Source organism: Microcoleus sp. CAWBG58 (assembly GCF_020883045.1).
Lineage (GTDB): Bacteria > Cyanobacteriota > Cyanobacteriia > Cyanobacteriales > Microcoleaceae > Microcoleus.
Genome location: NZ_JAHRFA010000003.1, coordinates 107,301 through 131,479, shown reverse-complemented (window position 1 = coordinate 131,479; position 24,179 = coordinate 107,301). Strand labels below are relative to the sequence as shown.

The window sequence follows — 24,179 nt, the reverse complement described above, 5'->3', positions numbered from 1 at the left end:
GATTTTGTGATCGAGATTACATTGCATCGGTCAAAAAATGTATAATATATTAATATAAAAAAAAATCATATTACTTGACTTTTTCAAAACTTTTCATATGTATTCCTCGGAAAACAAATCAGGCGATCGCCATTTCATCCGTCGTTTACCGCTACAAGCAGTTCTGGTTGTCCCATTCGTCGTCCAAATCTTTGCAGCGGTTGGGTTAGTAGGTTATTTTTCCTTTAGAAACGGTGAACAAGCAGTCAATGACCTAGCAAATCAGTTGATAGATAGCGCAACTCAGCGAGTAGATAACCAGTTAGACAGCTATCTAGCCCTGCCGCAACAACTAACGCAAGTGACAGCCGATGCGATCGCTACCGGGCAACTTGACCTAAATAACCCCAAAGCCAGCGAACTCTATTTCTGGCGACAATCAAAAGCCTTCCCCGCGATTAGCTATTTCGGTTATGCCCTGCCAGATGGCAGAGAAATCGGGGCGGGGCGCTATTTAAATCCCAAAGATATTACTCTCTATGAAAACCTTCCCGGAGGCAAGGCATCAGACTACACCAGTGATGTTTCAGGAAACCGGGGCAAGCTGATTCAGACCTACGACTTTGATATTCTCAAAGAAAACAGGTATATCAAAGCAACCCGAGCCCAAAAACCTTTCTGGGCAGACATCTCGGGAGTTACAATTAACAATATTCAAGTGTCTGAGACTGGTGCTGAAGTACAGGCTGGAGGTGCAAGTGAAAATGTAGGAGACTACTCAGATTATATAAGTGTTCCAGCAATTTATCCGATCCTCGATCGGAATGGAAAATTTTTAGCTTCTTTAATCTGTGATTTGCAGCTTAACGACATCAATAGATTTTTAAAGAGTCTCAAAATTAGCCACTCTGGGAAGGTTTTTATCGTTGAACCGGATGGTAGAATGGTGGCAACTTCTGGCAAAAAACCGATTCTCAACAAACTCAAATATCCCGTAGAAAGGTTTACAGTCTTCACCATTCCCGAGCCGTTGATTCAAACAATCGCCACTCGAATTCAACAAGAGTCGGGCAGATTGCAATCCATTCAGACAACTCGCGAATTGAGATTCAAATACAACAACCAGCGCTATTTTACTCAAGTCACTCCTTGGAAAGATCCGTATGGACTGAATTGGCTGATTGTGGTGACGATACCAGAGTCAGACTTTATGGGGCAAATTAATGCTAATACCCGATCGACCATTCTTCTATGCTGTGGCGCCCTAGTCCTGGCAACAATCATCGGATTTTTTACATCTAGGTGGATTACTGGCCCGATTGTCCGCCTCCAAAAAGCAAGCGAGGCGATCGCAGCAGGAGACTTAGATCGCCCCGTGGAAGTAAAGGGCATCGAGGAATTGGAAGGGTTAGGGCGATCTTTCAACCAAATGGCAGTGCAACTCAAAACCTCATTCACAGTCCTCGAAGCTCGCGTTACCGAACGTACCGTAGAACTGCAACAAGCAAAGGAATCAGCCGACAACGCCAACGCCGCCAAAAGCGAATTTCTCGCCAACATGAGCCACGAACTCCGCACACCGCTCAACGGCATCCTCGGCTACGCTCAGATTCTGCAACGCAACGAATCCATCAACTCTAAAGGACGTAATGGCATTGACATCATTTATCAGTGCGGCTCCCACCTGCTCACCCTAATTAACGATATCCTTGACCTCTCTAAAATCGAAGCGGGGAAACTAGAAATAAATCCCAGATCCTTCCATTTTCCTTCTTTTCTCCAGGGAATTGTCGAAATCAACTTTATTCGCGCTCAACAAAAAGACATTACCTTCGATTTCCTTCCCGATGCCAACTTACCTGTCGGAGTCCTTGCCGATGAAAAGCGTTTGCGGCAGGTATTGATTAACTTGTTGGGCAATGCCATTAAATTTACCGAGCGCGGTCAAGTGACATTCAGAGTAGAGAAAAGTGATACAGTAAATGAGGGAAAAAATACACGAATTCGATTTGCGATCGCAGATACCGGAGTAGGCATGACCCCCAAACAAGTAGAGAAGATATTCCAGCCGTTTGAACAGGTAGGTGATACCAAAAAACAATCCGAAGGTACCGGACTAGGACTAGCAATTAGTCACAAAATAGTCTTCTTAATGGATAGTGAAATTAAAGTCGAGAGCATTTCCGGGAAAGGCAGCACCTTTTCCTTTGAAGTACAATTGCCGGAAGTTAGGGATTGGGCTGCGGATTCGAGAGTTGTGTCACAAGGGGCGATCGTAGGCTATGCTGGAGAACGACGCAAAATTTTATTGATCGATGACCGCTGGGAAAATCGTTCGGTATTGCTGAATCTTTTGGAACCAATTGGTTTTACAATTATTGAAGCTAGTAACGGACAAGAAGGACTCCAGCAAGTTTTACAGACTGTACCGGATTTGATTATTACCGATTTGGCAATGCCAGTCATGGACGGGTTTGAGTTTTTGCACTCATTGCGATCGCATAGAGAACTACAACATCACATCGTGCTAGTTTCTTCAGCTAGTGTCTTTGAGATCGATCGCCACAATAGCATTACAGCGGGCGGCAATGATTTTTTACCCAAACCCATTCAAGCTGAAATATTGCTAGAACAAGTGCAAAAGTATTTAAAGTTAGAGTGGATTTATCAGGCTCCCAAAGACGAGCAACTTTGGGATCTTGATGTAGCTCAAGAAATTAAGCCACCATCTCGCGCCATTTTGACCCAACTTGCTCAACTAGCCAAAATGGGCGATTTAGAGGAAGTGATGGAAGTCGCCCAGCAAATTTCCGATGGGGATAATGCCGCTTTTGTCCGAGAACTTATCCAGATGGCCGAGGCGTGCGAGATCAAACAACTACGGGCATTTATTCAGCAGTATCTCGCTTAATGTGTAGCATTAGAAACTATGATTAACTCAAGCAGTTCCTTTGTTTTGATTGTGGATGACAATCCAACCAACTTGTCTATCCTCTCCAAAACCTTGAAATCCGCCAACTACAAAATTCGCATGGCAGTGGATGGCGAAGAAGCCCTAGCTATGGTGGCCTATGCTCACCCAGACCTAATTTTACTCGACGTGCAAATGCCCAAAATGGACGGTTTTGAAGCCTGCCGCCGCCTCCAAGCAGACCCCGCTACTCAAGGTATCCCCATAATTTTTATGACGGCTTTGGCAGATACGGAGAATAAAATCCAAGGCTTATCCTTGGGGGCGGTGGACTACATTACCAAACCTTTTGAACCCCAGGAAGTATTAGCAAGGGTGAAAGTTCACTGGCGTCTAAAGCAACTCGCCGACACCTTAGAACAACGAGTGGCACAACGTACTGATGAGTTGGAGAAAGCCCAATTGCAATTGGTGCACCAAGAAAAACTCTCCACTTTGGGACAACTGGTGGCGGGCGTTGCCCATGAAATTAACAATCCCATTGCTTGTGTCGTAGGTAATGTCAGTGCTGTGGAAGATAGCATTAACGATCTATTTGATTTAATCGATCTATATCGCCAACAGTTCCCCGAACCCGGCCCGACAATTGAGGCATCTCTAAACACGATCGATCTAGAATATCTGCGGGAAGATTTGCCCAAACTGGTTAAATCCATGAAGGATGGGGGCGATCGCATCGTATCTATTAGTCAAAGCCTCCGCACTTTTTCCCGCGCCGACAGCGATAAAAAGCAGAAATTTAACCTGGCTGAAGGTATTGACAGCACTGTGCTGATCTTGCGCCATCGCCTCAAGGCAAATAATCTGCGTCCAGCCATTGAAGTGATTGCTAACTACGGCGATGTGCCAGAGATTAATTGTTTTCCCGGACAATTAAATCAGGTGTTTATGAATATTCTCGCCAATGCGATCGATGCTTTGGATGCAGCGTGCGTTGGGCGAACCTATGAGGAATTAGAAGCCGATCCTGGGCGAATTATTATTTCTACTTCCAGGTCGATCGACCTTTCCACCGTAAAAATTAGTATCAAAGATAACGGCTATGGTATACCAAACTCAGTAAAATCGCGGATATTCGACCATCTGTTTACTACGAAAGAGGTTGGCAAGGGGACGGGATTGGGATTGGCGATCGCTAAGTCTATCGTAGAAGAAACCCACAACGGCAAGTTAATCTGCCATTCTGCGGTGGGTGAAGGGACAGAATTTGCGATCGAACTTCCGGTGTAAAAAATATTACATTGCGCCCAGTCGCTCGATCGCGCGATCGGATGTGATATTATCGATCGACCTTGGGTGCGGACTTGAGCTTCAAAGCGCTTAAAAATTTAACACATTCAGCTTCAAGCAATCGGTATTTAATCGGCTTGATGAAGGCATTAAAATGATTTAAACCAACAATATAATTGCCAGTTTCGATAGCGATAGGGGATAAATGAGTGCCTTCTATTTCCCGAGTTAAAACTGGTAAATCTCTAGCTTTTAACTGTTCAACCAACCACAGCACATCGCTGTTTTTTTGTACTTCCAAACTTTTGTCAATATCCCTAACTGAGCCTGCTATGTCATCTCGATCGAACGAAATCAGTGCAGTTAAATTAAACAAAGAACTGCTAGCAATAAAACACTGAGTTTCTGCTCTTGTCGGCCGCACTCCCAAACCTAGTTTGTCTAACAGCACTGCGAGCGCTCGAATCGGAATTGCACTCTCGGTGTTGCTGATATCGGGAGCAATTAATAAAGAGGGTTGACCTTTAATTGAAGGTGTCTCGATACTGCTATTATAGATTAACTTTTGAATCTGTCGGTTTTCATCTTGGCCATAACATTGATTCGCAATATTTTGCCAATTTGCATCGCTTAAAAACTCTAAAAGAGCGATGTACTTGCATCCCAAACTGTGACCCACCCAAAAATAGCTCGATCGCTCTTGATAAATATCCGACTCCCAACCCAATTTTTTCGCAACTTCCGTTAGTTCTTTCCTAAGTATCTCCTGTTCTTGCAATAAACTAATTGCGATCGGCCAGTGGCGAAAACTAAACCTAAACGGCAAAGCAACAATTGTATACCCATCTGCAAACAACTTTTTTAAGAAATCTCGATAAAATACAGTAGGAAAAGTGCCAAAAAAAGTACCTCCTATAAATTGAATGACACCTTTTGGCTGGGGGTGAAGCGCTACCCAACTAAAAGAAATTGGCTGAAACTTAAATACTGGTTGCATCCGAATAATCCTCATACCATTTTATATTTTTAACGTTTGTAGTGAGGACTTCAGTCCTCAGAAAAACAGCGTTTGTAGTGAGGACTTCAGTCCGCAGCGTTTGTAGTGAGGACTTCAGTCCGCAGCGTTTGTAGTGAGGACAGCGTGCACCAGGTGCATCTGGTTTTTAAAGAGGGCGAAGCATGACCGGATATAAGTTATTAGTTATAATCCGATATTGATTGCGGTCATGCTTCGCCCCTACGGATATATTGGCCTTGCACCAGATGCAGCCGTGCACACCTACATACAAGAGATTTTAGGTATTTCCCACCCTATAGATCGATACGGTTCAGATAAGACTATTTATGCCCCGGAGATCCCCTAAATCCCCCTTAGGTCGGGGGACTTTGAGAGCTTTCTTGTCCCCCCCTTTTTAAGGGGGGTTAGGGGATATCAGCATTAAATGAACTGTATTTCCCACCCTATAGAATTGGTGGATAATTCCCTTATTTTCTAGCAGTGAGACATTTTCACGGGAATATCGAACTTGTTCATCACGGTATTTAGCGCCTTCAAATTGGCTTCATTTGGTTCAAGTTCAGCCAGAAGTTGTACTAGCATTTGAGCTTTTTCTGAATTGTCTGCGTCTGAACTAGCTAAATCCAAATTACCATCGCGCAACTCTTCCAAAACCGGCAGTATGATTGGTGGATCGATAATAATTGGCCCAGAGATTGCCGGAGGAAGCACATTCAATGCTTTTCCGCTAGCGATCGCCAGAGTGTAATTGATTTGATCGAAGTCTAGATCCCCAAGCACACCTGGAAAATCATTCGGCAAAAAAGTACCCCGAATTTCTGGATTCAGCAACACTCTGGCTGGTTTGGTTGGAGGTACGGGGCCTGGAAAGAAGCGGCGGGCGTGCAAAAACAGCGAGACATATCCCCGTATTTCTAGGCTACCCGGAGTGAGCACTGCTGGCACAAGAGGTAACAATTCAACAGATGCAGTTTTGCCAGCAGGTATTGTGAAAACCCCGCGATATCTGTTACTAGATCCGATCTGAGTCAGAGATAAAGAGGTGTTAGCGCCTTCAACGTCAATAATTAAACGAACGTTAACGCCGTCGATCGGGATTTTATTAGGATCTGGCGGTACGGGCAAACTAACGGCAAACTCAATCCGATATCGCAAGTCGATCGCTTCGAGATTAGAGATGGTGAGAAAGTATCCTTGAACGACTCGGCGAAGTACGGGAGTGAGTTCTGGTGCTGTGGGTACTGGAGGTGCAATGGGCTTTGCCAAGAGTTCAAAAGTTGAAATTTCCATGTGTCTATCTAAGTAAGTTGTACGAGCACAAAAGTTTTGTTTTTTGCTTTTCCCTCGCTATATCTATTGATAACCGGGGGTACAAGTTAGTTACCAGTCACTTTTTTGAGTGACACTCATTTGAGCTAACCCGATCGGGCTAGCTCAACCGTGCTGGTTGACAGTGAATATAGAATTTGCTAAAAGGGCGATCGTTTTTATGGCACAAGGAAAAATGAACTTTGGCAACGAGCAATTTAGATTTAACGGATGTATTGGCAGTTGCCATAGATTATAATAAGTCAGTCCTGCACGCAGGATGAATGTGTGGCAAGGCTTTGAGATTTCGAGACGAGCGCGAACAATAACAGAAATACGTTACTTTTGCGATCGCGAACTGTAACTTCAAAGCAATCAAATTCATTAAATAAATTAGTAGAATGCCGTAGAACATCCAAATCAATACAATGACCCGCTAAGCTGTTGAACATTTAAAACAGATTGTAGGGTGCGTCAGTCCAAAGAGTTTCCCGTTTAAGCGTAAGTATTATGGCTGACGCACCCTACTTACCCCGTTAGTGATTTAAATGCTCCACAGCTTATTTCACCCCGCCTAAAAGCTGGTAAAATCCTGCAAGTCTCCGACAATACCCTCTGAAACTGGAACAAAAATATTGCCACAAAAATCAAATCGGCTAGTGAGTTTGAGCGGGCGGGAGATTGCTAACATGAGTATTTAGAAAAATATCGAGCGGGAATGAAAAATTGATAACATTTTCCCAAATCTAAAATCTAAAATCTAAAATCTAAAATGGTATTACCTCTCTCCCGAATTTTCAGCCAAGTTCCTCTCCGAACCGCTCTGCTCGTTCCTTTTCTTGTAGAAATTGCCGGCACAGTAGCGATAGTGGGTTGTCTCTCCTTTAACAGCGGACAACAAGCCGTTAACGATGTGGCAATCAAACTAAGAAGCGAAGTTACTTCCCGCATTCAACAGCATCTCAACACTTTTTTAGCACAGCCTCAGACAATCAATCAAATTAATTTAGATGCCATTAGTCTCGGAATTTTAAATATAGAAGACAGGGGAATACTTGCACGCTACTTCTCGCAGCAAATGCAGAGATTTGATACTGTTAGTTACATTCATTATAGTAATGAATTTGGAGAATTTATCGGGACAGGTAGATTGGCAGATCGCACATTGAATCTGGGAATTGTAGAAAAGTCTGCTAGCGGTAAATTTTATAATTATGAAACCAATAATACTGGCGAACGTGGCAAGTTGCTGTCAGTTACTCCTAACTTCGATCCCCGGACTCTACCTTGGTACAAAGTTGCAGCCAAGGAAGGCAAAGCTATCTGGAGTCCAATTTCTGTATGGGTAGCTCCAACTCCTAATATTAGTATTGATGCCGGTCTACCAGTTTACAAGTCAGGAAAACTGGTAGGAGTTCTAGGAGTTGCTTTAGTTTTATCTGATATTAGTGAGTTTTTAAGACAAGTGAAATTTGGACGATTGGGACAAACATTTATTGTGGATCGCTCTGGATATATTATTGCTTCTTCCACCACTGAACAACCTTTTGTCGTCGCTGCTGACGGCAAGAGTTCTAAACGAATTCAGGCAAGAGACAGCAAAGTACCCATAATTAGTTTGACAGCCAAGCATTTGAGCGAACGCTTTCACGAGTTTAATCGAATTTCAAGCAACCAACAACTTGATTTTAAAATTAATGGCGATCGGCAATTTGTGCAAGTAACTCCATTTTCTGACAGTCGAGGTATAGATTGGCTGATTGTTGTCGTAGTTCCACAATCAAGTTTTATGGATAAAATATATGCTAATACTCGCATTACTATCATTCTCTGCCTGTCAGCCTTAGTAGTCTCTACAATTGTTGGTATCCTAACAATTCGCTGGATTACTCAACCAATTCTTGAGATTGGAAATGCTGCTACAGCTCTGGCAGATGGTCAATTAGAATTAACATTAGCTGCCAACAGAAAAGACGAGCTGGGAGTTTTAGCAAGGACGTTCAATAGCATGGCTGCTCAACTCCAAACAGCTTTCATGAATTTGCAAAAAACCAATCAAGACAATGCTGAACTCTTGTTGCGAGAGCAAGAAAAATCCCAACAGCTAGAACAATACTTGAAAGACTTGCAAGCAGCTCAACTGCAACTGATTCAAAGTGAAAAAATGTCTGCTCTGGGCAATCTTGTGGCAGGCGTTGCCCATGAAATTAACAATCCTGTTGGGTTTATTAGCGGGAATCTCGACCAATCTATCATCGCCGCCCAAGATTTAATTAATCACTTGAAACTTTATCAGCAAAAGTTGCCAAATCCTGGACAAGAAATCGAGGAAGATGCAGAGCAAATTGAGTTAGATTATATTTTAGAAGATTTGCCACAAATGCTTTCATCTATGAAAAATGGAGTCGAACGCATCCACAACATCAGTATATCTCTCAGAACTTTTTCCCGTGCCGATACTAACTCAAAAGTTGCTACCAATATTCACGACGGAATTGACAGCACTTTGACTATTTTACAGCATCGATTGAAAGCTAACAGTCAGCGTCCGGCTATTCAAGTTATTAAAGATTATGGTAATATTCCACCAGTAACTTGCCATTTGGGACAATTAAATCAGGTATTTATGAATCTGCTCGCAAATGCGATCGATAGCTTGGAAGAAACTAATCAAGGTTTGAGTTTTGCTCAGATCAAAATAAATCCTAATATGATTGCTATTAAAACTCAATTGTCTGAGGAGACTGGCTGTGTCACGATCGCAATTAAAGACAATGGCAAGGGAATGTCAGAGTCAGTGAAGTCAAAAATATTCGAGCATTTATTTACAACGAAAGCTGCTGGGAAAGGAACTGGTTTAGGTTTATCAATCAGCAGACAAATTGTGGAAGAAATGCACGGGGGAAGTTTGACTTGTGATTCGGTATTGGGAGAAGGAACAGAATTTGCGATCGTGCTACCGCTTGTTTGAAATGCCTTGTGCTCTATAGCAATCCTTGCAGGAGTCGTAAATTTTTTACCCCATCCCAACCCTCCCCTTATTAAGTAGGGTGGTTTTATTGTCAGGATAGGATATATAAAACTACCAAAAGTATCGCTCAAAGATCGGCTCGCGCTTGGGCTAAGGTACGTAGTTGCGATCTTAGCGCTCTTTCCTAATATTATAAAGAGCGCTGAAGCGCAACTACGTACCTAATTTGTGTGACGACAATAAAACTACCCCAACCCTCCCCTTATTAAGGGGAAGGAGTAAGAAGAAGTCCACAAATGATTTAGGATTGTTCTAGCCCTAACTATTGCAACGGCAAAAATACGGTCATTACCTCACCTTTTTGGGGGCGCTGGCGAATTACCAGCTTCCCGCCAGCAGCGCGAAATAGATTTTTAGTGACGCTCAAATTTAAGCTCAAACTTCCTGTTTCCGGCTGTACCATGAGCAAAGGCCCGATCGATCGCAAGGGAGCATTAGCCGATCCGGCAAAAGTCGATACGCCGTTACTTTCAGGTAAGTGTTCCGATTCTAACTGCAATTTTAATTGACTTCCTGCCAACGTCACCTCTACCTGAATGCGACTTCCCGATCGCAAAGTTCGAGTAAAATTTTCAATCAAATTAGTTAACACCTGATCCAACATCGTCGGATCGCTGACTACCGCCGGCAATTTTTGGGGCACAATAACTTCTAAAGTATGGTTGCGCTGAATCGCTTGTTTTTGCCAGCGAGGAATGCTATTTTGGAGCACTTCACCGAGGGACATGGCTGTTAGCTGCAATGCGGAATTTTTAGCTTGCGACATTTCCATTTCTACGGCGCGGAAAATTAAACCGAAGCGATCGATCTGAGCGGTACACTCAGCATCGATGGTTTCCAAACGCTTCACCACCACTGGATCGAGTTTGGGGCGTTTCAGCAGCAACCGAGTCAGGGTGCGGATGGTGGCCAAAGGAGTGCGGACTTCGTGGGCGATCGCCTGTAGCAACTCCACCTCTTTAGTAGCGTGAGGAATTGCAGACTTGCACTTGATATCTTGCCTACCTTTGGGGCTATCCTCAACTCTTTCATCCTTGAGCCTGCCTGCTTCCTCTTTCCCAACAGGCAAATTATTTAACAACAAGCTGGCGAAGAGCGTGACTGTTTGATATTTGGGAGCAACAGGCAAAAAATGCTGGAATAGCGCATCTAATTTCTGAGTAGAATCGTGAGTAGAATTAGGAGTTAATTGGTGCGATGGCAAATTCAATCCGCCGTCAGAATTAGCAAGCAAACATTCACTTTCAGTCACGCGGCGCCGCAAAACTTCCCAAGCTTTGGCGACGACTTGCGGATCGAAGGAAAATAGAAAAGCTGGCATTCCCGCAGCATTTTCACCCAAAACCATCACCAGACTAAAACTAGCCGTTAAAACCACACAAAATTGTTCGTTTGCCAAAGGATCGCCGATCGCCAAAGCCAAAGTCGGGGCCGTCGCAGGCACGGATCTTTGCTTGTCAGCGGCCGGTAGCAAAGCTAAAGTTTGTCTAGCACGAAAAGACCACAAAGCTGCATCGTTGTCAGGAATACTGGTAAAAATCCAATTAGCAAAACCCGAAGCCACCACCGGCTCAGTCAAAACCGAAGATGGGCCCGACAAAATCAATCCCTGACAGGAATTGGGGACGGAGGATGGCGAGAGACAGTGTGTTTGCTTCGCGAGCATTTGATTCAAAGTTGCGATCGCGCCGTACCATTCCTGTTCAGCTTTGGGCCGGGAAGCAGCACGACTCCCAGGACACTTCGGGCGGTTTTTTTCTCCAGCCAACTTCACATCAAACAGACTGAGGTCATTTTCTAAGGCCTCGGAGGCTAAAATCTCGCTGATTGTCGGTAAAAAGTAAGTATTCACAGTAGGTATAAACCCACCTTCACCAGGTATGAAGGATGAAGTATTTATTTATAGGAATGTTCAGGAGTAAAAATTCAAGCACCAGCAGAACCCAAAAATCCCGCATAATTTCTTGCGCTTTGCTCCTAACTCACAGGATATCTACATTTGTCAACTATCGTTATTGGCAGAACCGTACAAATTAAGTCGCAATCTCCGCGCTGCGGGCGATATTTTTGACCAACCCACCCGATCGCCCTGGCAAAAGTGCAAAATGAAAGCAGTTAAACACCGTGCTTTCCTTATGCCCACCTCGATCGCCGACTCGAAAAATCTGTTGTCAGAGTTAATGGCACGCTACCGCAACCAAGTAGATTATCTAGCAATTCGACTCGAAGAAGCCGAAGGCACAGACATCCTGCTGCGGGGCGAAAAAATTGAAACCCTCAGCGAAGGAGTCTCAATCGGAGGCCAAGTCCGAGCTTGTCACAAAGGCGGCTGGGGCTTTGCCAGTTTTAACCGACTTTCCACCCTCGCCGAAAGAATCGAAGAAGCCATCGCCGCAGCCAAACTGATCGGCGAAGAAGAAACGATTCTCGCGCCTGTCACCCCAGTACAAGACATTTGCTTCCTGCCTTTGACAGGAACAGACCCCCGTCTGGTGCCGCTAATTGATAAAAAGCAATTGTGCGATCGCTACGCAGCCATCCTGCGGAGCATAGACCCCCGCATCGCCACCATCTCCGTGCGTTACGGCGACAGCACCCAGCGCACGCTCCTCGCCACCTCCGAAGGCACCATGCTCGAACAAGGTTGGGCAGACATGGAAATGCGCTTTGCCGCCACAGCCCGCAGCGGGGAAACCGTACAAACCGGCCGCGAAACCACTGGTTCGCGGAAAGCTTACGAAGATTTAACCGAACTTGAAACCCAAGTTCGCAGTGCCGCCCAGCGCGCCGTAGACTCCCTAGCCTTGCCCCCCGTCCAAGGCAACACCTACACCGTCGTCATTGACCCAATACTCAGCGGATTGTTCGTCCACGAAGCCTTCGGACATCTTTCAGAAGCTGACATGGCCTACGAAAATCCCGACATTTTGGAAATTATGACCCTCGGCCGCCAGTTCGGCCCGAAAAACTTGCAAATTTTCGACGGTGCTGCGCCACAGGGACACCGTGGCAGCTATTTCTATGACGATGAAGGGACTCCGGCGACTACGACTCAGTTAATTAAAGACGGCGCTTTAGTTGGGCGGCTGCACTCGCGGGAAACTGCGGGTAAGTTGGGAGAAACGCCTACGGGCAATGCTCGCTGTTTAAATTATCACTATCCGCCGATCGTCCGCATGACGAATACTTGGATCGAACGGGGCGATACGCCGGTTGCGGATTTATTTTCTGGGATCAAAGAGGGTGTTTACGCACGCAATTGGCAAGGTGGCATGACTAATGGCGAAATGTTTACTTTCAGTGCCGGCGAAGCTTGGATGATTCGCGATGGCAAACTGGACAATCCGGTGCGGGATGTGACTCTTTCGGGTAATGTTTTCAGCACTTTAGCGGATATTGAGGCGATCGGCGACGATTTCTACTGGGATGAATCCGGCGGCTGCGGGAAGGGAGGACAAAGCGGTTTACCCGTGGGCTGCGGCGGCCCGAGTTTGCGGATTCGGGATGTCGTGGTTGGTGGCGAAGCGGCGGAAGACTAAAGCTTCTAAACTGTGGAATATCTAGGTAAAGCGCCAGATTCCTACTAGCGCTTTACCTATTTTTTTTTGATCTCAAATCTGAAATTTTAGGGTGATATCATGTCTGGTTGATTACCATCACAAAAACCGTTTGTAGTGCGGACTTCAGTCCGCAGCATAAAGCGGACTGAAGTCCGCACTACAAACCTTACTTATTGTAGTGCGGACTTCAGTCCGCAGCATAAAGCGGACTGAAGTCCGCACTACAAACCTTGCTTATTGGGGTCAATCGATCGGACATCATATGAATCGATCGTACCATTTTTGATTTTTGATTTGGATGACTGACGGCATCAGCATCAGTCGAGAAAGTCTCAAGACTCAAAAAGTCTGGTTTCTGCGATCGCGTGCGAGTCTCGGCGAGAACACCCCGGAGATGGCGAAGTTCTACACCGTTGTGCATCGCTTTTGGCATCTTTACCTGCTAATAGCAGTTGTTGCGATTTATTGAACTGATGTTCTGCAATTGAACTGTTTGCTGCTTTTTGAGGAATCACAAAAGCGCTACCTAATAGCGTACTCAAACAAATTAACTTGATGGTAGTATTCATTGTATTTTTTTTCAGAGATTTTTGTTCCCCGATCCAACATCGCTTCAGCTAATCTGGAAGTAATTGCGTTTAACTCTTCGTTTAAGAATGCCCTCATTACTTATTTATCTCCCTCGACAGAGTAGGGAAAAATACTCAAAGTAATCGGCCGATTTATTTTGCTTTGTTTAGGAAAAACATCCATTGTTTGGGTTTATCTCCCGCTGCCTCGTTCGGGCAAGGTATCTTTATCGTTATCTGCGTAAAATATCTGAGCGTTGGCTTGGACTCTCGTAATTTCGGGAGCAGGTTTGTCTTGAGAGAAAAAGGTCGATCGGGTTTCTAAGCTTTGAGCGTTAACTGCTGTGCTACTCAGTAGCAGGGTTGACATCAGCATGGAAGAGTAAAGGCGCATCATAGAGTTCCGTGTCGTATTTTCTATTTCTTGATACGCAGCCTGTACTCTGCTATCAGGGCAAAAACAGGTAAAAAAAAATTTGAATTGCCGCGAAATCATCAATTGGTAATTGATGACCCATACATTTTTTTGAATTTTAGTCAAACGGGGTAAAACCCCTCGTTTCCCTCACTGTTTCAGTTGTAAGTTCAAGTTACCTACTCATTGCCGGAAACCACCAGCAGTCAAGGCTTCCCATCTTTTTGCGACACTCTTGCAACCAGGAAACGAAACCGTAAGTTATAAATATTTACGAGTCTTCAGATTAACTTCATAATTTATTGATATGGAGATGCAGCCTCGGATTAAAGACACAAAAACACAGTATCCTGGGCGCTGCTTGGGCACTCTATATATTTATATGTTGTTGAATCAGATTCCTGAAATTGTAGATATTTACGAGTCTTCAGATTAACTTCATAATTTATTGATATCGAGATGCAGCTTCGGATCAAAGACAAGCTAATGCCACATCAGAATGTCGCGCGTAACATAGGCTAAGATCTGATTTGCGAATCTATGTGTAGGAATAGAGAGTCGAGGGTTGACGAGTTATCCAAAACAACATCAGCTTGTTGGCACTTGTTAGCTAGCGGCATCTGGGCGTTAATGCGTGCATTAGCTCGATCGCAACTCAAGCCGTCTCGGTGCATCAGCCGTTGTAACTGCACTTCGGGCGAACAGTACACCACCCAAATTTCGGTACACAAGTCAGTCATGTTAGCTTCAAACAGCAGCGGCACTACCAACACCAAAGTCAACCTGTCAGTCTGGGCCCAGAAACCTGGTTTTTTTTCAACCATACTTGGTTCTAGTTGTCGATCGCCTTCCCCAAATCGGCTTTCTTGAGTTTTTGTACCTAATTCATCTGTGTCTGGGGATACCAGATTTAAGGCGGCAATGTAGCTTTGAGTTTCCTCCACTAACCGGCGGCGCACATAAGGGTGAATCTGTTGTTCCAACCACTGCCGTTCCGCTGCGTTACAAAAAATAATATTTCCTAACTCTGGCCGATTTAAATTGCCGTCGGGGAGCAAAATAACGGCACCGTATCGTTCTACAATAGAGTCTAGTATTGGCGAACCTGGGTGCACAGCTTCGCGGGCGTAAATATCGGCATCTAAAATCGGAAATCCATAGGTATATGCCAGATAATTAGATATAGCGGTTTTCCCGGTGGCGATGCCCCCAGTTAAACCGATCGTGCGGACAATTCGATCGCTCATAATTTTCTCTGTTTAAACTCAACGGTGTTTCGACACTTAGTGTCAGTGTTTGCTATGTTGGTGGCACAATCAAAATCGGACTAAAACTTGGGAATTGGCGATCGAGAGTTAGCCCTAGGAATGGTCAGCATGAGGGTGCGATCGACTGTTTTTTACCTAAAATCTCCATTTAAAACTCGAATTCAGGTCTAGATCGAGGCAAATTTTATGAATGCTCAATCTGCTGTGCGATCGATTCTGGCAGCAATTCCCCTGGCTGGATTTTTGATATTAGATTTTTTCCCCAACCTGGTTTTCTTCAAAGAAGATAGCAGCGGATGGGTGCTTGTGGCAATTTATCGCCAATCTCAAATTGCTGCGGCACAGCCAATTATGGCAGCCCCAGACGGCACCGGAACCACCATCACCACGCCCGGTGCGTCGCCCTCTCGCTACGATATTACAGGTGGCACAAGTTCCAGAGACGGAGCAAATCTGTTCCACAGTTTTACTCGATTTGGTTTAAATCCTGGCGAAACTGCCAATTTCCTCTCCAACCCAAACATTAAAAATATCCTCGGCCGCGTTGTCGGTGGCGACGCTTCCTTAATTAATGGTCTAATTCGAGTTACTGGTGGCAATTCTAACTTGTACCTGGTGAACCCGGCAGGGATTATTTTTGGCAGTAATGCGCGACTAGACGTACCAGGGTCTTTTCTGGCTACCACCGCTAGCGGTATCGGTTTTGACAGCGGCTGGTTCAACGGTACGGGGGCGAATAACTATGCGGGCTTAGTAGGAGCACCGAATACTTTTGCTTTTGGCGCACAGCCGGGGAGTATTGTCAATGCTGGTGACTTGGCTGTGGAAAACGGGCAGAGTTTGACTTTGCTGGGCGGCACTGTCATCAGTACGGGAAGACTTTCAGCGCCGGGGGGTCAAATTACGGTGGCGGCTGTCCCCGGCGAAAATCTGGTGCGGTTGAGTCAAAACGGACTTTTGCTGAGTTTAGAAATTGCTCCGGCTGCGGGAGTGCCAGGTTCGGAAGCTCTGCCGTTTTCTCCTCTGAGTTTGCCAAAGTTACTCTCGGGTTCCGGCGCGGCTAGCGCTACTGGTATAACTACGAACGATCGCGGTGAAGTCGTACTTACGGGCGGCCAAACAATACCGGCAGGGGCTGGAACTGCTTTGGTATCGGGTGTTGCGGACGTGTCTGCCCCGTCTGGCGCGGGAGGTACTGTCAACGTGTTGGGCGACAAGGTAGGGCTGTTGGCAGCGAAGATTGAGGCTTCGGGGCCCGACGGCGGCGGTACGGTGCGGATCGGGGGAGATTACCGAGGCGAGGGAACTGTGCCGAATGCCAGAATGACTTACGTGGATGGCAAAAGTTCGATCGCAGCCAACGCCACTAAATCGGGTAACGGCGGCAGAGTTTTTGTCTGGGCGGACAACACAACAGCATTTTTGGGCCGCATCAGCGCAACGGGCGTTTCTGCAACTTCTAGCAGCGGTGTTGGCGGGTTTGTGGAAATTTCCGGCAAGCAAAGATTGATGTTTAACGGCACTGTCGATACTTCCGGGACAAACGGTTTGGGGACTTTGCTCTTCGATCCTGAAAATATTTTAATTACAGATTCCTCAGAAGCTGCGGGGGATGCGGCAGTTATTGCTAATAGTAGTAATATTTTGGCAACACAAACGCGTTCACCAGGGCAGCAAAACCAGGACGATTCTTCGCTGACTATTTCCAGAAGAGCTTTGGAAAGTATCTCGGGGACAACCAATGTGGTTCTGGAAGCCCTGAATGATATTAAAATTGCTGATTTGGCGGATAATAAGTTGAGCTTTGCCGCAACTACTGGATCGGTAACATTGAGAGCAGATGCCGATCGCAACGGTGCGGGTGTTTTTTCAATGAATGCTGGAGATACAATTAGCACTCGCGGAGGCGCGCTCTCCCTGGAGGGAAGTCAAATTACTGCGGGTAATTTGTCCAGCAACGGCGGAAATATTAGTTTGATAAGTCCCGGAACAACCGTTGCAGCAAATGTTTCGGCATCGAATTCCAGCGGCGGCAACAGCGGCAATATTTTGATCGAAGGCCTGAACGTCACAGCCCAAAAACTTGATGCTAGCGGTTCTAAATCGTCGGCAAATGTAACTTTGACGGCTTGGAATATTCTGGGAGTTAGTTCGATCGCCGGTGGTTCGGGAAACATTACTTTAACTGGTAATGAAATTAATTTGAAAGGGGACAAAAATTCGGTCAGCGGGACGGGATTTTTGGTACTCCAACCTTGGAATTCCGGTCAAAATATTGCGATCGCTGGTTCTGGAGATGTCGGGACTAATACTTATTTGAATCTGACAGCAAACGAACTCGAAAATTTGCAAAATGGGTTTGCTGGAATTACGATCGGCCGCAGCAACGGTAGCGGTTCGATTCTGATTGCTAATAATTTCACATTTTACGATCCGCTAATTATTCAATCGCCGGCGGGTTTGGGAACAATTACGAGCACAAGTTCCCTGACAGGGGCAGACAATGCCTCAATTAGTCTGAAAGCTGAGGGCAATATCCGCACCGGAAATATCACTACCAACAATCAGGAAATTCGCATCAATAGCACAACCGGCAATGTGACTACGGCTGCGCTACGCACAGGAAGTCCCCCCAGCATCAACACTTCTGTCAATTCTGCCAAAGTGCCGCGCACGTCGGGGGGAGATGTGAGCGTTACCGCCGAGGGTACGGTGACTGCTGGCGCGATCGACACTAGGGGCGATCGCGCGGGGAATGTGACGCTGACTGGCCGCGGCGGAGTCACTGTTAGCGCGATCGAAGCTGGCGGCTCGGAAACAGGTGGAAATATTACTCTGACAGGCAATGAAATTGACTTGACGGGCGGCAACAATTCGATCGCCAGCAACGGCAATCTGGTGCTGCAACCAGTCGATCCAACTCAAAATATGACGATCGCTGGTGCTGCTGAGACTGAGGCTTTGAACTTGACTGCTGCGGAATTGAACTCGCTGCGAAACGGGTTTGCTTCAATCGCGATCGGGCGTGCTGACGGCAGCGGCTCGATCGCGATTGCTCCGGCAACCACAACGCCCAATTCAACGCCGGCGGTGACATTTCAAGATCCGACGACGATTCGATCGCCCTTGGGAAGCGGTGCGATCGTGGGAACGGGTGCGATCGCGGGAACAGATAACGCCACCATCGCTCTGATGGGCGGTAGTGTGGCAGTGGGAGACGTTACCTCGAATGCGGGGATTAACATCACTAGCAGCCAAGGTAATGTGACTGCTGGTATGGTTTCCACTCGATCGGCAAATGGGACGGCGGGCAATATCAACATCCGCAGCGCGGGCTCGGTAGAAGCTGGCAATGTCAATGCTTTCGGTGCAAAAAGCGGCGGAGATATCTCGATCGTGGCGCCGGGCCGGATCGTGACAGGGGTGATCAATTCTAGTTCGCAGTCGGGAAGTGCCGGTTCGAGCAAGATTACCGGGCAGAAAGATGTTGAAGTTGTTTCTATCAAAGCTAACGGCAATACGGGCGGCGATGTGGCAATCGAGGCTGGGGGATTGTTTCGGGCTGCCGGAAGCGAAACGACGAGCGATCGCACCAGCGTTAGCATTTCTACAGACGGACAGGTGCGATCGGGTTCGCTGACGCTGTTGCAAAGCACTTGCCCGTCGGGAAACTGCACAACCACGACTGTTGGGACAGGAAACTCGAAGTCGAACGCTACCTCCTCAACTACTGCTACCGCGCCCCTGTTGAGCCTGCCGAGTCCAGCACCAACTACCACTGTGGGACTAAAAAATACAGGCAATTCTCCACAAATTGTCACTCAGACTCCCGCAGAGCCTGTGCCCAAGAGCGGTACAGCAAATGTATCCTCACGGCAGACTCCTGTGCCTGTTGAGGAACAGTCGAACCAGACTGCTGCCGGCTCTGTTCTGCTGTCGCAGTCGGTGTTAAAAGACAATGTGGGTGCGTCTAGTGCGACAGAAAACGGCAGTTCAGCAACTGCACAAAAACCTGGAAGTGGCAATACAGACAGTATCGCGAGTTTGAGGCTGCCTGAGATTTCTCGATCGACTTCGATCGCGCAAATAAGTCCGATCGACGCAGTGCAGCAAAGGGATAGAGCTCAGGGCCGGGAATTTGAACGTTACTTTGGTGGAAATCTCGATCGAAAGTCAATCACGCAGCAAAGTATCCGAGATACTCTCAGCAGCGTCAATCGCTTGACGGGAGTTAAACCGGCAATCGTTTACGTCTGGGTGAAAGACAAGAATTTAGAACTTGTGTTGTTATTGCCAGACGGCAAAAATGTGTTTAAAAGCGTGCCTGCAAGTCGCGAAACAGTGCTGCAAGTTGCTAAGGAATTCACTAATGCTATCAGAACTCCCAAGACATTGACTGGTTCTGATTACAAGGAACCTGCCAAGGAACTTTACCAGTGGTTAATTGCACCGCTGCAAGCGGAATTGGATGCTAACAAAATTGACACCTTGGCGTTTTCGATGGATGCCGGTTTGCGAACTTTACCTTTAGCTGCTCTGTTTGACGGCAAACAGTTTTTAGTGGAAAAGTATAGTTTGGCGCTGATTCCCAGTTTGAGTTTGACTGATACTCGCTATGCCGATGTTAAGGATTCGGAAGTTTTGGCGATGGGTGCGTCGAAATTTCCTGAAAAATACGATCAAAATCCTTTACCTGCGGTGCCGCTCGAAATATCAACAATTGTGGGCAAGATTTGGCATGGTGCGTCTTTTCTCAACGAACGTTTTACGCTGGCAAATTTGAAGGAAAAACGCAATCAATCCCAATACAAAATTATTCACTTAGCTACTCACGGCGATTTTCAGCCTGGTGGTGCCCAAAATTCTTACATTCAGTTTTGGGATACTAAGTTGCGGTTAAATCAGTTGGAAGAGTTGAAGTTATCTAACCCGCAGGTGGAGTTGTTGGTTTTGAGTGCGTGCACTACGGCGGTGGGAGACGAACAGGCTGAGTTGGGGTTTGCGGGATTGGCGGTACACGCGGGGGTAAAATCGGCTTTGGCGAGTTTGTGGTATGTGTCAGATGCTGGAACTTTGGGGTTGATGACCGAGTTTTACCAGCAGTTGCGGACGGCACCGATTAAGGCTGAGGCTTTGCGGCAAGCGCAGTTGACGATGTTGCGCGGGGAAGTGCGGTTGCAGGATGGTTATTTGGTGCGATCGGGCAACAATCAACCTCTGCCTTTGCCTGCGGAATTGACGGCTAGGGGCGATCGTAATTTGTCGCATCCGTATTATTGGGCCGCTTTTACAATGATTGGTTCGCCTTGGTAAGATAGTTTTGGTTAAATCTCTTTCCTGTTATGCCGAAATTTGAAGACCAACTCGATATAGTTTACGCTAGCGATCGAGCCTGCTGGCGGCAGTGGTTGCAGCAAAACTCTGGAAATGCGATCGGAGTTTGGCTGGTTTATTACAAAGTCAAAAGTGGCAAACCTAGCGTGCAGTATAGCGAAGCAGTCAAAGAAGCACTTTGCTTTGGCTGGATTGACAGCAAAGTCAAATCATTGGATGCAGAAAGTTACCGACAAATCTTCACGCCTCGAAAACCAAAAAGTGTCTGGTCAAAATTGAACAAGCAATATATCGAAGAATTAATTGCTGAAGGGAAGATGACCGAAGCTGGGTTAGAAAAAATTATAGCAGCTAAACAAGATGGCTCATGGACAAGTTTAGATTTGATTGAAGCATTAGTGATTCCAGCAGACTTAAAAGAAGCTTTAGAAACAGACGATACTGCAAACAGAAACTTTGCAGGATTCAACAAAACAACTAAAAAAAATATTCTATCTTGGATTCAAAGTGCTAAACGCCCAGAGACGAGATTGAGTAGAATCGAGAAAACGATATTTGCGATCGCACAAAACAAAAATCCCTTGATTCGTTAATATACCCGATAGAACTATACGCTAGAAATTTAGAAAATGTTCAACACCATTCTTGTTGCAGGAGCAAGTCGCGGAATTGGGCTGGCGGTTGCCGAACACCTCGCGTCGCAGTCCCGCCGTTTGCTAGCCGTATCCCGCACGCCTTCACCCAACGGAGAATGGATAAGTGCTGACTTGTCAGATTTGACTGGTGTGGAGACAACTGTGCAGGCAATTGGCAGTGATGTACTCGATGCCTTGCTGTATATGGGAGGTACTTGGGAAACTAACGCTTTTACTCGCAAATATTCCTTTGAAAATTGTTCGGATGAAGACATTGCACGAGTCATTGCTGTTAACTTGATTGCACCAATTCGATTGGTTAAAGGGCTGTTACCTGCACTCAGACGATCGCACAATCCGAAAATTGTGTTTTTGGGTGCTTTGTCTGGGCGCGATAATTTCCCTGCCCGCGAGGTTGCAAACTCGGCATCCAAGTTCGGATTGCGAGGAGTGGTTCACGCATTGCGGGAGGAATTGCGATCGCAACAAATAGGTGTCACTGTCATTAATCCGGGTAATGTGGGAACGCCGGAGGTACTTGCGGATCTGGAAGCGGAAGGATTGCTGGGCGGTAATGCAATTCCACTCGCTGATTTACTTTGTATTATCGACTGCGTGTTGTCCTTATCGCGTGCAACTTGCGTCAAAGAAATCGATTTACCTGCAATGCTTGGCACGGGGGCCTAATCGGCTCAATTACGCGCAATCAAATTGGTTCGTAGTGAGGACTTCAGTCCTTCTTTGATGAGGACTAAAGTCCTCACTACGAACCGAAGATAGACGAAGTTATAGTTTGATATTACTAATTCCAATTTTTTTTGAAATTAAGTACAAATCCAGGCAAAACATCTTCCCCAGAAAGGGTGAGAGGAGATTGTAAAACTTCAACTGCTTGACCGGGGCGATAAATTTCTACTTCTCGTTTTTTGCGGTTAATCAGCCAACCCAAGCGGCAGCCATTATCCATATATTCTTGCATTTTTTCCTGAGTCTTTTTCAAGCTGTCACTCGGAGAAAGAAAGTCGATGACAAAATCAGGACATAAGGGGATAAATTTGTCTTTTTGTTCCGGTGTCAAAGCTTGCCAACGCGATTTTTCTACCCAAGACGCATCAGGAGAGCGATCGGCGCCCTTCGGCAGAGTAAATCCTGTGGAGGAATCAAAGGCTTCACCGAGTTCGGTTCGATCGTTCCAGATCCAGAGTTGAGCGCCTGCTGTTAAATTGCGTTTCCCTGTTTCTCCTCCGGTTGGTGGCATGACGATTAATTCTCCGTTGGCGTTGCGTTCTAGTTTCAATTCTGGGTGTTCTTCACACAGTTGATAAAACTGTTCGGAAGTTAGTTGGATAATGGAATTGAGATTTAATGTAATAGCAGTCATGATTATTTACCTGCTGTTTGTATGAATTCGATTAAGAATTAAAAATGGGAGAATTCATTTTTAATTCTTAATTCTTAACTTATCATTCTACTGCAATTGTTGGATGCGCTTGAGGGCGTCTTGATATGCAGTTGTTCTGCCGCCTTGCTTGTAAAGTTCCGCTGCTTTTTGAAAGTCGGCAATTGCTTTGGCTTTGTCTTCTGTCAGGTAAGCTAAAGCTCGGTTGTAGTAGGCGTCAGCAAAACCGGGATTGGCTGCGATCGCCTGCGTGTATGCTTGAATAGCGGTTCCACCGCGGGTGGGGTCGGGTTGTGGCAAGCCGGCAGTAATGAAAGTGCGGGCATTGCCGATATTAAAATGCAATTCTGGGCTGTATTTAGGATTGAAAGTGAGTGCTTTGTTGAAATCGGCGATCGCCTCCCAAGCATCTCCTTCATCTAAGCGGGAAAGCCCTCGAAAATAATAGGCTTGGGCGTCTTGCGGATTGGCGGTGGATACCGGGCCGATAGTTGTGGGAGTATTGTCTACTTTCAACTCGGATTTGTTAATTCCCGCCGCCACCAGTTTGGCGATAAATGTATTAATGGGAACTGCTGCATTAAATCCTGTTTTAATCGGGGCGACTTCGCCGTTACTGATTTGGGCGAAACCGAATTCCCCTTGTCCGTGCAAACCGATGACTCGGGCTTCGGAGTCGAAAACTGGCCCGCCACTCATCCCACTCCAAGTGACGGCTTGATACCGCAAAGTGTAACCTTCCCGGCGATCGCGCGGGCGGCTGGTAACGAGTCCGGGAGACATTTCTGGTTCTCTTTCAGCGCCAAAGAGTCCGCCCGTAGCGGGATAGCCGTAAACGAAGATTTGAGTGCCGATGACGGCTTTGTCAGAATCGGCTAGCGTCGCCACTGGATATTCTTCGGGACTTTCAAATTTGACTACTGCTAAATCCGGATCTGTTGGGGCTGTTTGCAAGCGGGTGACGTTGCTTACTTGATAGTTTTTGCCCGCCGACGTGCGAACGGTGTATTTCACGTCTGCTTTTTCTACGACGTGATTGACTGTTAAAACTGTGTAAGTTTTGCCGTTTTTGGCAATAATTACCCCGGAACCGTCTCCTAGGGAACTATTGATTTGTACTGTCAGCGGCCCGGCGATGCTGGCGACTTCTTGGGGTGTTTTGGCGATCGCCGGTTGGCTGATGACTATGGTTAAGGCTGCGGTGGTTCCTGCTAGCAAGGTGGTTAAGGTGTCGTAACGAGAAAAGTTTATATTCATGGCTGTTGCTAATTGGTAGTTTGGTATTGGAGTTCGCTGCGGTTGGTGGTTTGGGCTTTTTGGGTTTTTAGTTTGATTAATGTTTTGACGCTATTGGCGATCGGCTTTGTTCTTTACTGATAATTTTACTCGCTTTTTTGTTCCGCGATTTCCTATCTAGACATTCAGTTGTAAGGTATGTCAGGCTTGCAATGTCTACAATAAA

16 protein-coding genes are annotated in these 24,179 nt (G+C 46.2%); 7 read left to right on the top strand and 9 right to left on the bottom strand.

All coding sequences use genetic code 11. The features are described 5' to 3' along the window. The first annotated feature begins 97 nt into the window (after positions 1-97). Entirely contained in the window at positions 98-2,890 is a 2,793-nt protein-coding gene (locus QZ918_RS01945; RefSeq protein WP_293330410.1) for a hybrid sensor histidine kinase/response regulator, read from the top strand. A gap of 18 nt (positions 2,891-2,908) precedes the next feature. Next, on the top strand, positions 2,909-4,180 hold the full coding sequence (locus tag QZ918_RS01940; RefSeq protein ID WP_293330408.1) for a hybrid sensor histidine kinase/response regulator: 1,272 nt from the start codon (positions 2,909-2,911) through the stop codon (positions 4,178-4,180). A 49-nt stretch (positions 4,181-4,229) separates the two neighbouring features. Here QZ918_RS01940 and QZ918_RS01935 read toward each other — a convergent pair whose 3' ends face one another. From QZ918_RS01935 to QZ918_RS01925, 3 genes are all read right to left on the bottom strand, one after another. Continuing rightward, positions 4,230-5,177, bottom strand: coding sequence for a DUF1350 family protein (locus QZ918_RS01935; RefSeq protein WP_293151741.1), 948 nt, complete (start codon positions 5,175-5,177; stop codon positions 4,230-4,232). 495 nt (positions 5,178-5,672) lie between these two features. Beyond that, positions 5,673-6,488 carry a hypothetical protein gene (locus tag QZ918_RS01930; protein ID WP_293151744.1) on the bottom strand — a complete coding sequence of 272 codons (816 nt, stop codon included), beginning with the start codon at positions 6,486-6,488 and terminating at the stop codon, positions 5,673-5,675. 139 nt (positions 6,489-6,627) lie between these two features. After that, on the bottom strand, positions 6,628-6,756 hold the full coding sequence (locus QZ918_RS01925; protein ID WP_293330406.1) for a hypothetical protein: 129 nt from the start codon (positions 6,754-6,756) through the stop codon (positions 6,628-6,630). A 522-nt stretch (positions 6,757-7,278) separates the two neighbouring features. Here QZ918_RS01925 and QZ918_RS01920 point away from each other — a divergent pair. Beyond that, positions 7,279-9,477, top strand: coding sequence for an ATP-binding protein (locus tag QZ918_RS01920; RefSeq protein ID WP_293330404.1), 2,199 nt, complete (start codon positions 7,279-7,281; stop codon positions 9,475-9,477). A gap of 322 nt (positions 9,478-9,799) precedes the next feature. Here the strand turns inward: QZ918_RS01920 and QZ918_RS01915 are convergent, their stop codons facing one another. Then, positions 9,800-11,389, bottom strand: a complete 1,590-nt coding sequence (locus QZ918_RS01915) for a sensor histidine kinase (protein WP_293330402.1) — start codon at positions 11,387-11,389, stop codon at positions 9,800-9,802. A 283-nt stretch (positions 11,390-11,672) separates the two neighbouring features. Between QZ918_RS01915 and QZ918_RS01910 the strand changes: the two genes are divergently transcribed. Then, complete coding sequence (locus tag QZ918_RS01910; RefSeq protein WP_293330460.1) at positions 11,673-13,076, top strand: TldD/PmbA family protein; 1,404 nt, start codon at positions 11,673-11,675, stop codon at positions 13,074-13,076. 353 nt (positions 13,077-13,429) lie between these two features. Here QZ918_RS01910 and QZ918_RS01905 read toward each other — a convergent pair whose 3' ends face one another. The 3 genes from QZ918_RS01905 to coaE all read right to left on the bottom strand — a co-directional run bounded on the left by QZ918_RS01905 (position 13,430) and on the right by coaE (position 15,328). After that, positions 13,430-13,666, bottom strand: a complete 237-nt coding sequence (locus tag QZ918_RS01905) for a hypothetical protein (RefSeq protein ID WP_293330401.1) — start codon at positions 13,664-13,666, stop codon at positions 13,430-13,432. Between the two features lie 193 nt (positions 13,667-13,859). Further along, the gene (gene patX, locus QZ918_RS01900; RefSeq protein ID WP_293151754.1) at positions 13,860-14,063 is read right to left on the bottom strand and encodes a heterocyst-inhibiting protein PatX; all 204 of its coding nucleotides are present in this window, start codon (positions 14,061-14,063) and stop codon (positions 13,860-13,862) included. Between the two features lie 536 nt (positions 14,064-14,599). Continuing rightward, complete coding sequence (coaE, locus tag QZ918_RS01895) at positions 14,600-15,328, bottom strand: dephospho-CoA kinase (RefSeq protein WP_293330399.1); 729 nt, start codon at positions 15,326-15,328, stop codon at positions 14,600-14,602. A 207-nt stretch (positions 15,329-15,535) separates the two neighbouring features. Here coaE and QZ918_RS01890 point away from each other — a divergent pair, with 207 nt between their 5' ends. Genes QZ918_RS01890 through QZ918_RS01880 form a run of 3 tightly spaced genes read left to right on the top strand, consistent with a single transcriptional unit; the run spans position 15,536 to position 22,005 of the window. Further along, entirely contained in the window at positions 15,536-20,662 is a 5,127-nt protein-coding gene (locus QZ918_RS01890; RefSeq protein WP_293330397.1) for a CHAT domain-containing protein, read from the top strand. A 29-nt stretch (positions 20,663-20,691) separates the two neighbouring features. Beyond that, on the top strand, positions 20,692-21,276 hold the full coding sequence (locus tag QZ918_RS01885) for a YdeI/OmpD-associated family protein (protein WP_293151763.1): 585 nt from the start codon (positions 20,692-20,694) through the stop codon (positions 21,274-21,276). Positions 21,277-21,312: 36 nt separating this feature from the next. Then, entirely contained in the window at positions 21,313-22,005 is a 693-nt protein-coding gene (locus QZ918_RS01880; protein WP_293330395.1) for an SDR family NAD(P)-dependent oxidoreductase, read from the top strand. A 115-nt stretch (positions 22,006-22,120) separates the two neighbouring features. On the opposite strand, the gene QZ918_RS01875 is transcribed toward QZ918_RS01880, so the two are convergent. Next, positions 22,121-22,699, bottom strand: coding sequence for a Uma2 family endonuclease (locus QZ918_RS01875; protein ID WP_293330393.1), 579 nt, complete (start codon positions 22,697-22,699; stop codon positions 22,121-22,123). A gap of 87 nt (positions 22,700-22,786) precedes the next feature. Beyond that, entirely contained in the window at positions 22,787-23,974 is a 1,188-nt protein-coding gene (locus QZ918_RS01870) for a tetratricopeptide repeat-containing S1 family peptidase (RefSeq protein ID WP_293151773.1), read from the bottom strand. Between the last annotated feature and the right edge of the window lie 205 nt (positions 23,975-24,179).

Excerpts from the sequence above, each read along its gene's own strand:
- QZ918_RS01920 (WP_293330404.1), top strand. The coding sequence starts at position 7,279 with ATGGTATTACCTCTCTCCCGAATTTTCAGCCAAGTTCCTCTCCGAACC.
- QZ918_RS01880 (WP_293330395.1), top strand. The coding sequence starts at position 21,313 with ATGTTCAACACCATTCTTGTTGCAGGAGCAAGTCGCGGAATTGGGCTG.
- QZ918_RS01925 (WP_293330406.1), bottom strand. The coding sequence starts at position 6,756 with ATGGCAACTGCCAATACATCCGTTAAATCTAAATTGCTCGTTGCCAAA.
- QZ918_RS01875 (WP_293330393.1), bottom strand. The coding sequence starts at position 22,699 with ATGACTGCTATTACATTAAATCTCAATTCCATTATCCAACTAACTTCC.
- patX (WP_293151754.1), bottom strand. The coding sequence starts at position 14,063 with ATGATGCGCCTTTACTCTTCCATGCTGATGTCAACCCTGCTACTGAGT.
- QZ918_RS01910 (WP_293330460.1), top strand. The coding sequence starts at position 11,673 with ATGCCCACCTCGATCGCCGACTCGAAAAATCTGTTGTCAGAGTTAATG.
- QZ918_RS01890 (WP_293330397.1), top strand. The coding sequence starts at position 15,536 with ATGAATGCTCAATCTGCTGTGCGATCGATTCTGGCAGCAATTCCCCTG.
- QZ918_RS01885 (WP_293151763.1), top strand. The coding sequence starts at position 20,692 with ATGCCGAAATTTGAAGACCAACTCGATATAGTTTACGCTAGCGATCGA.
- QZ918_RS01930 (WP_293151744.1), bottom strand. The coding sequence starts at position 6,488 with ATGGAAATTTCAACTTTTGAACTCTTGGCAAAGCCCATTGCACCTCCA.
- QZ918_RS01940 (WP_293330408.1), top strand. The coding sequence starts at position 2,909 with ATGATTAACTCAAGCAGTTCCTTTGTTTTGATTGTGGATGACAATCCA.
- coaE (WP_293330399.1), bottom strand. The coding sequence starts at position 15,328 with ATGAGCGATCGAATTGTCCGCACGATCGGTTTAACTGGGGGCATCGCC.
- QZ918_RS01935 (WP_293151741.1), bottom strand. The coding sequence starts at position 5,177 with ATGCAACCAGTATTTAAGTTTCAGCCAATTTCTTTTAGTTGGGTAGCG.
- QZ918_RS01945 (WP_293330410.1), top strand. The coding sequence starts at position 98 with ATGTATTCCTCGGAAAACAAATCAGGCGATCGCCATTTCATCCGTCGT.
- QZ918_RS01870 (WP_293151773.1), bottom strand. The coding sequence starts at position 23,974 with ATGAATATAAACTTTTCTCGTTACGACACCTTAACCACCTTGCTAGCA.
- QZ918_RS01905 (WP_293330401.1), bottom strand. The coding sequence starts at position 13,666 with ATGAATACTACCATCAAGTTAATTTGTTTGAGTACGCTATTAGGTAGC.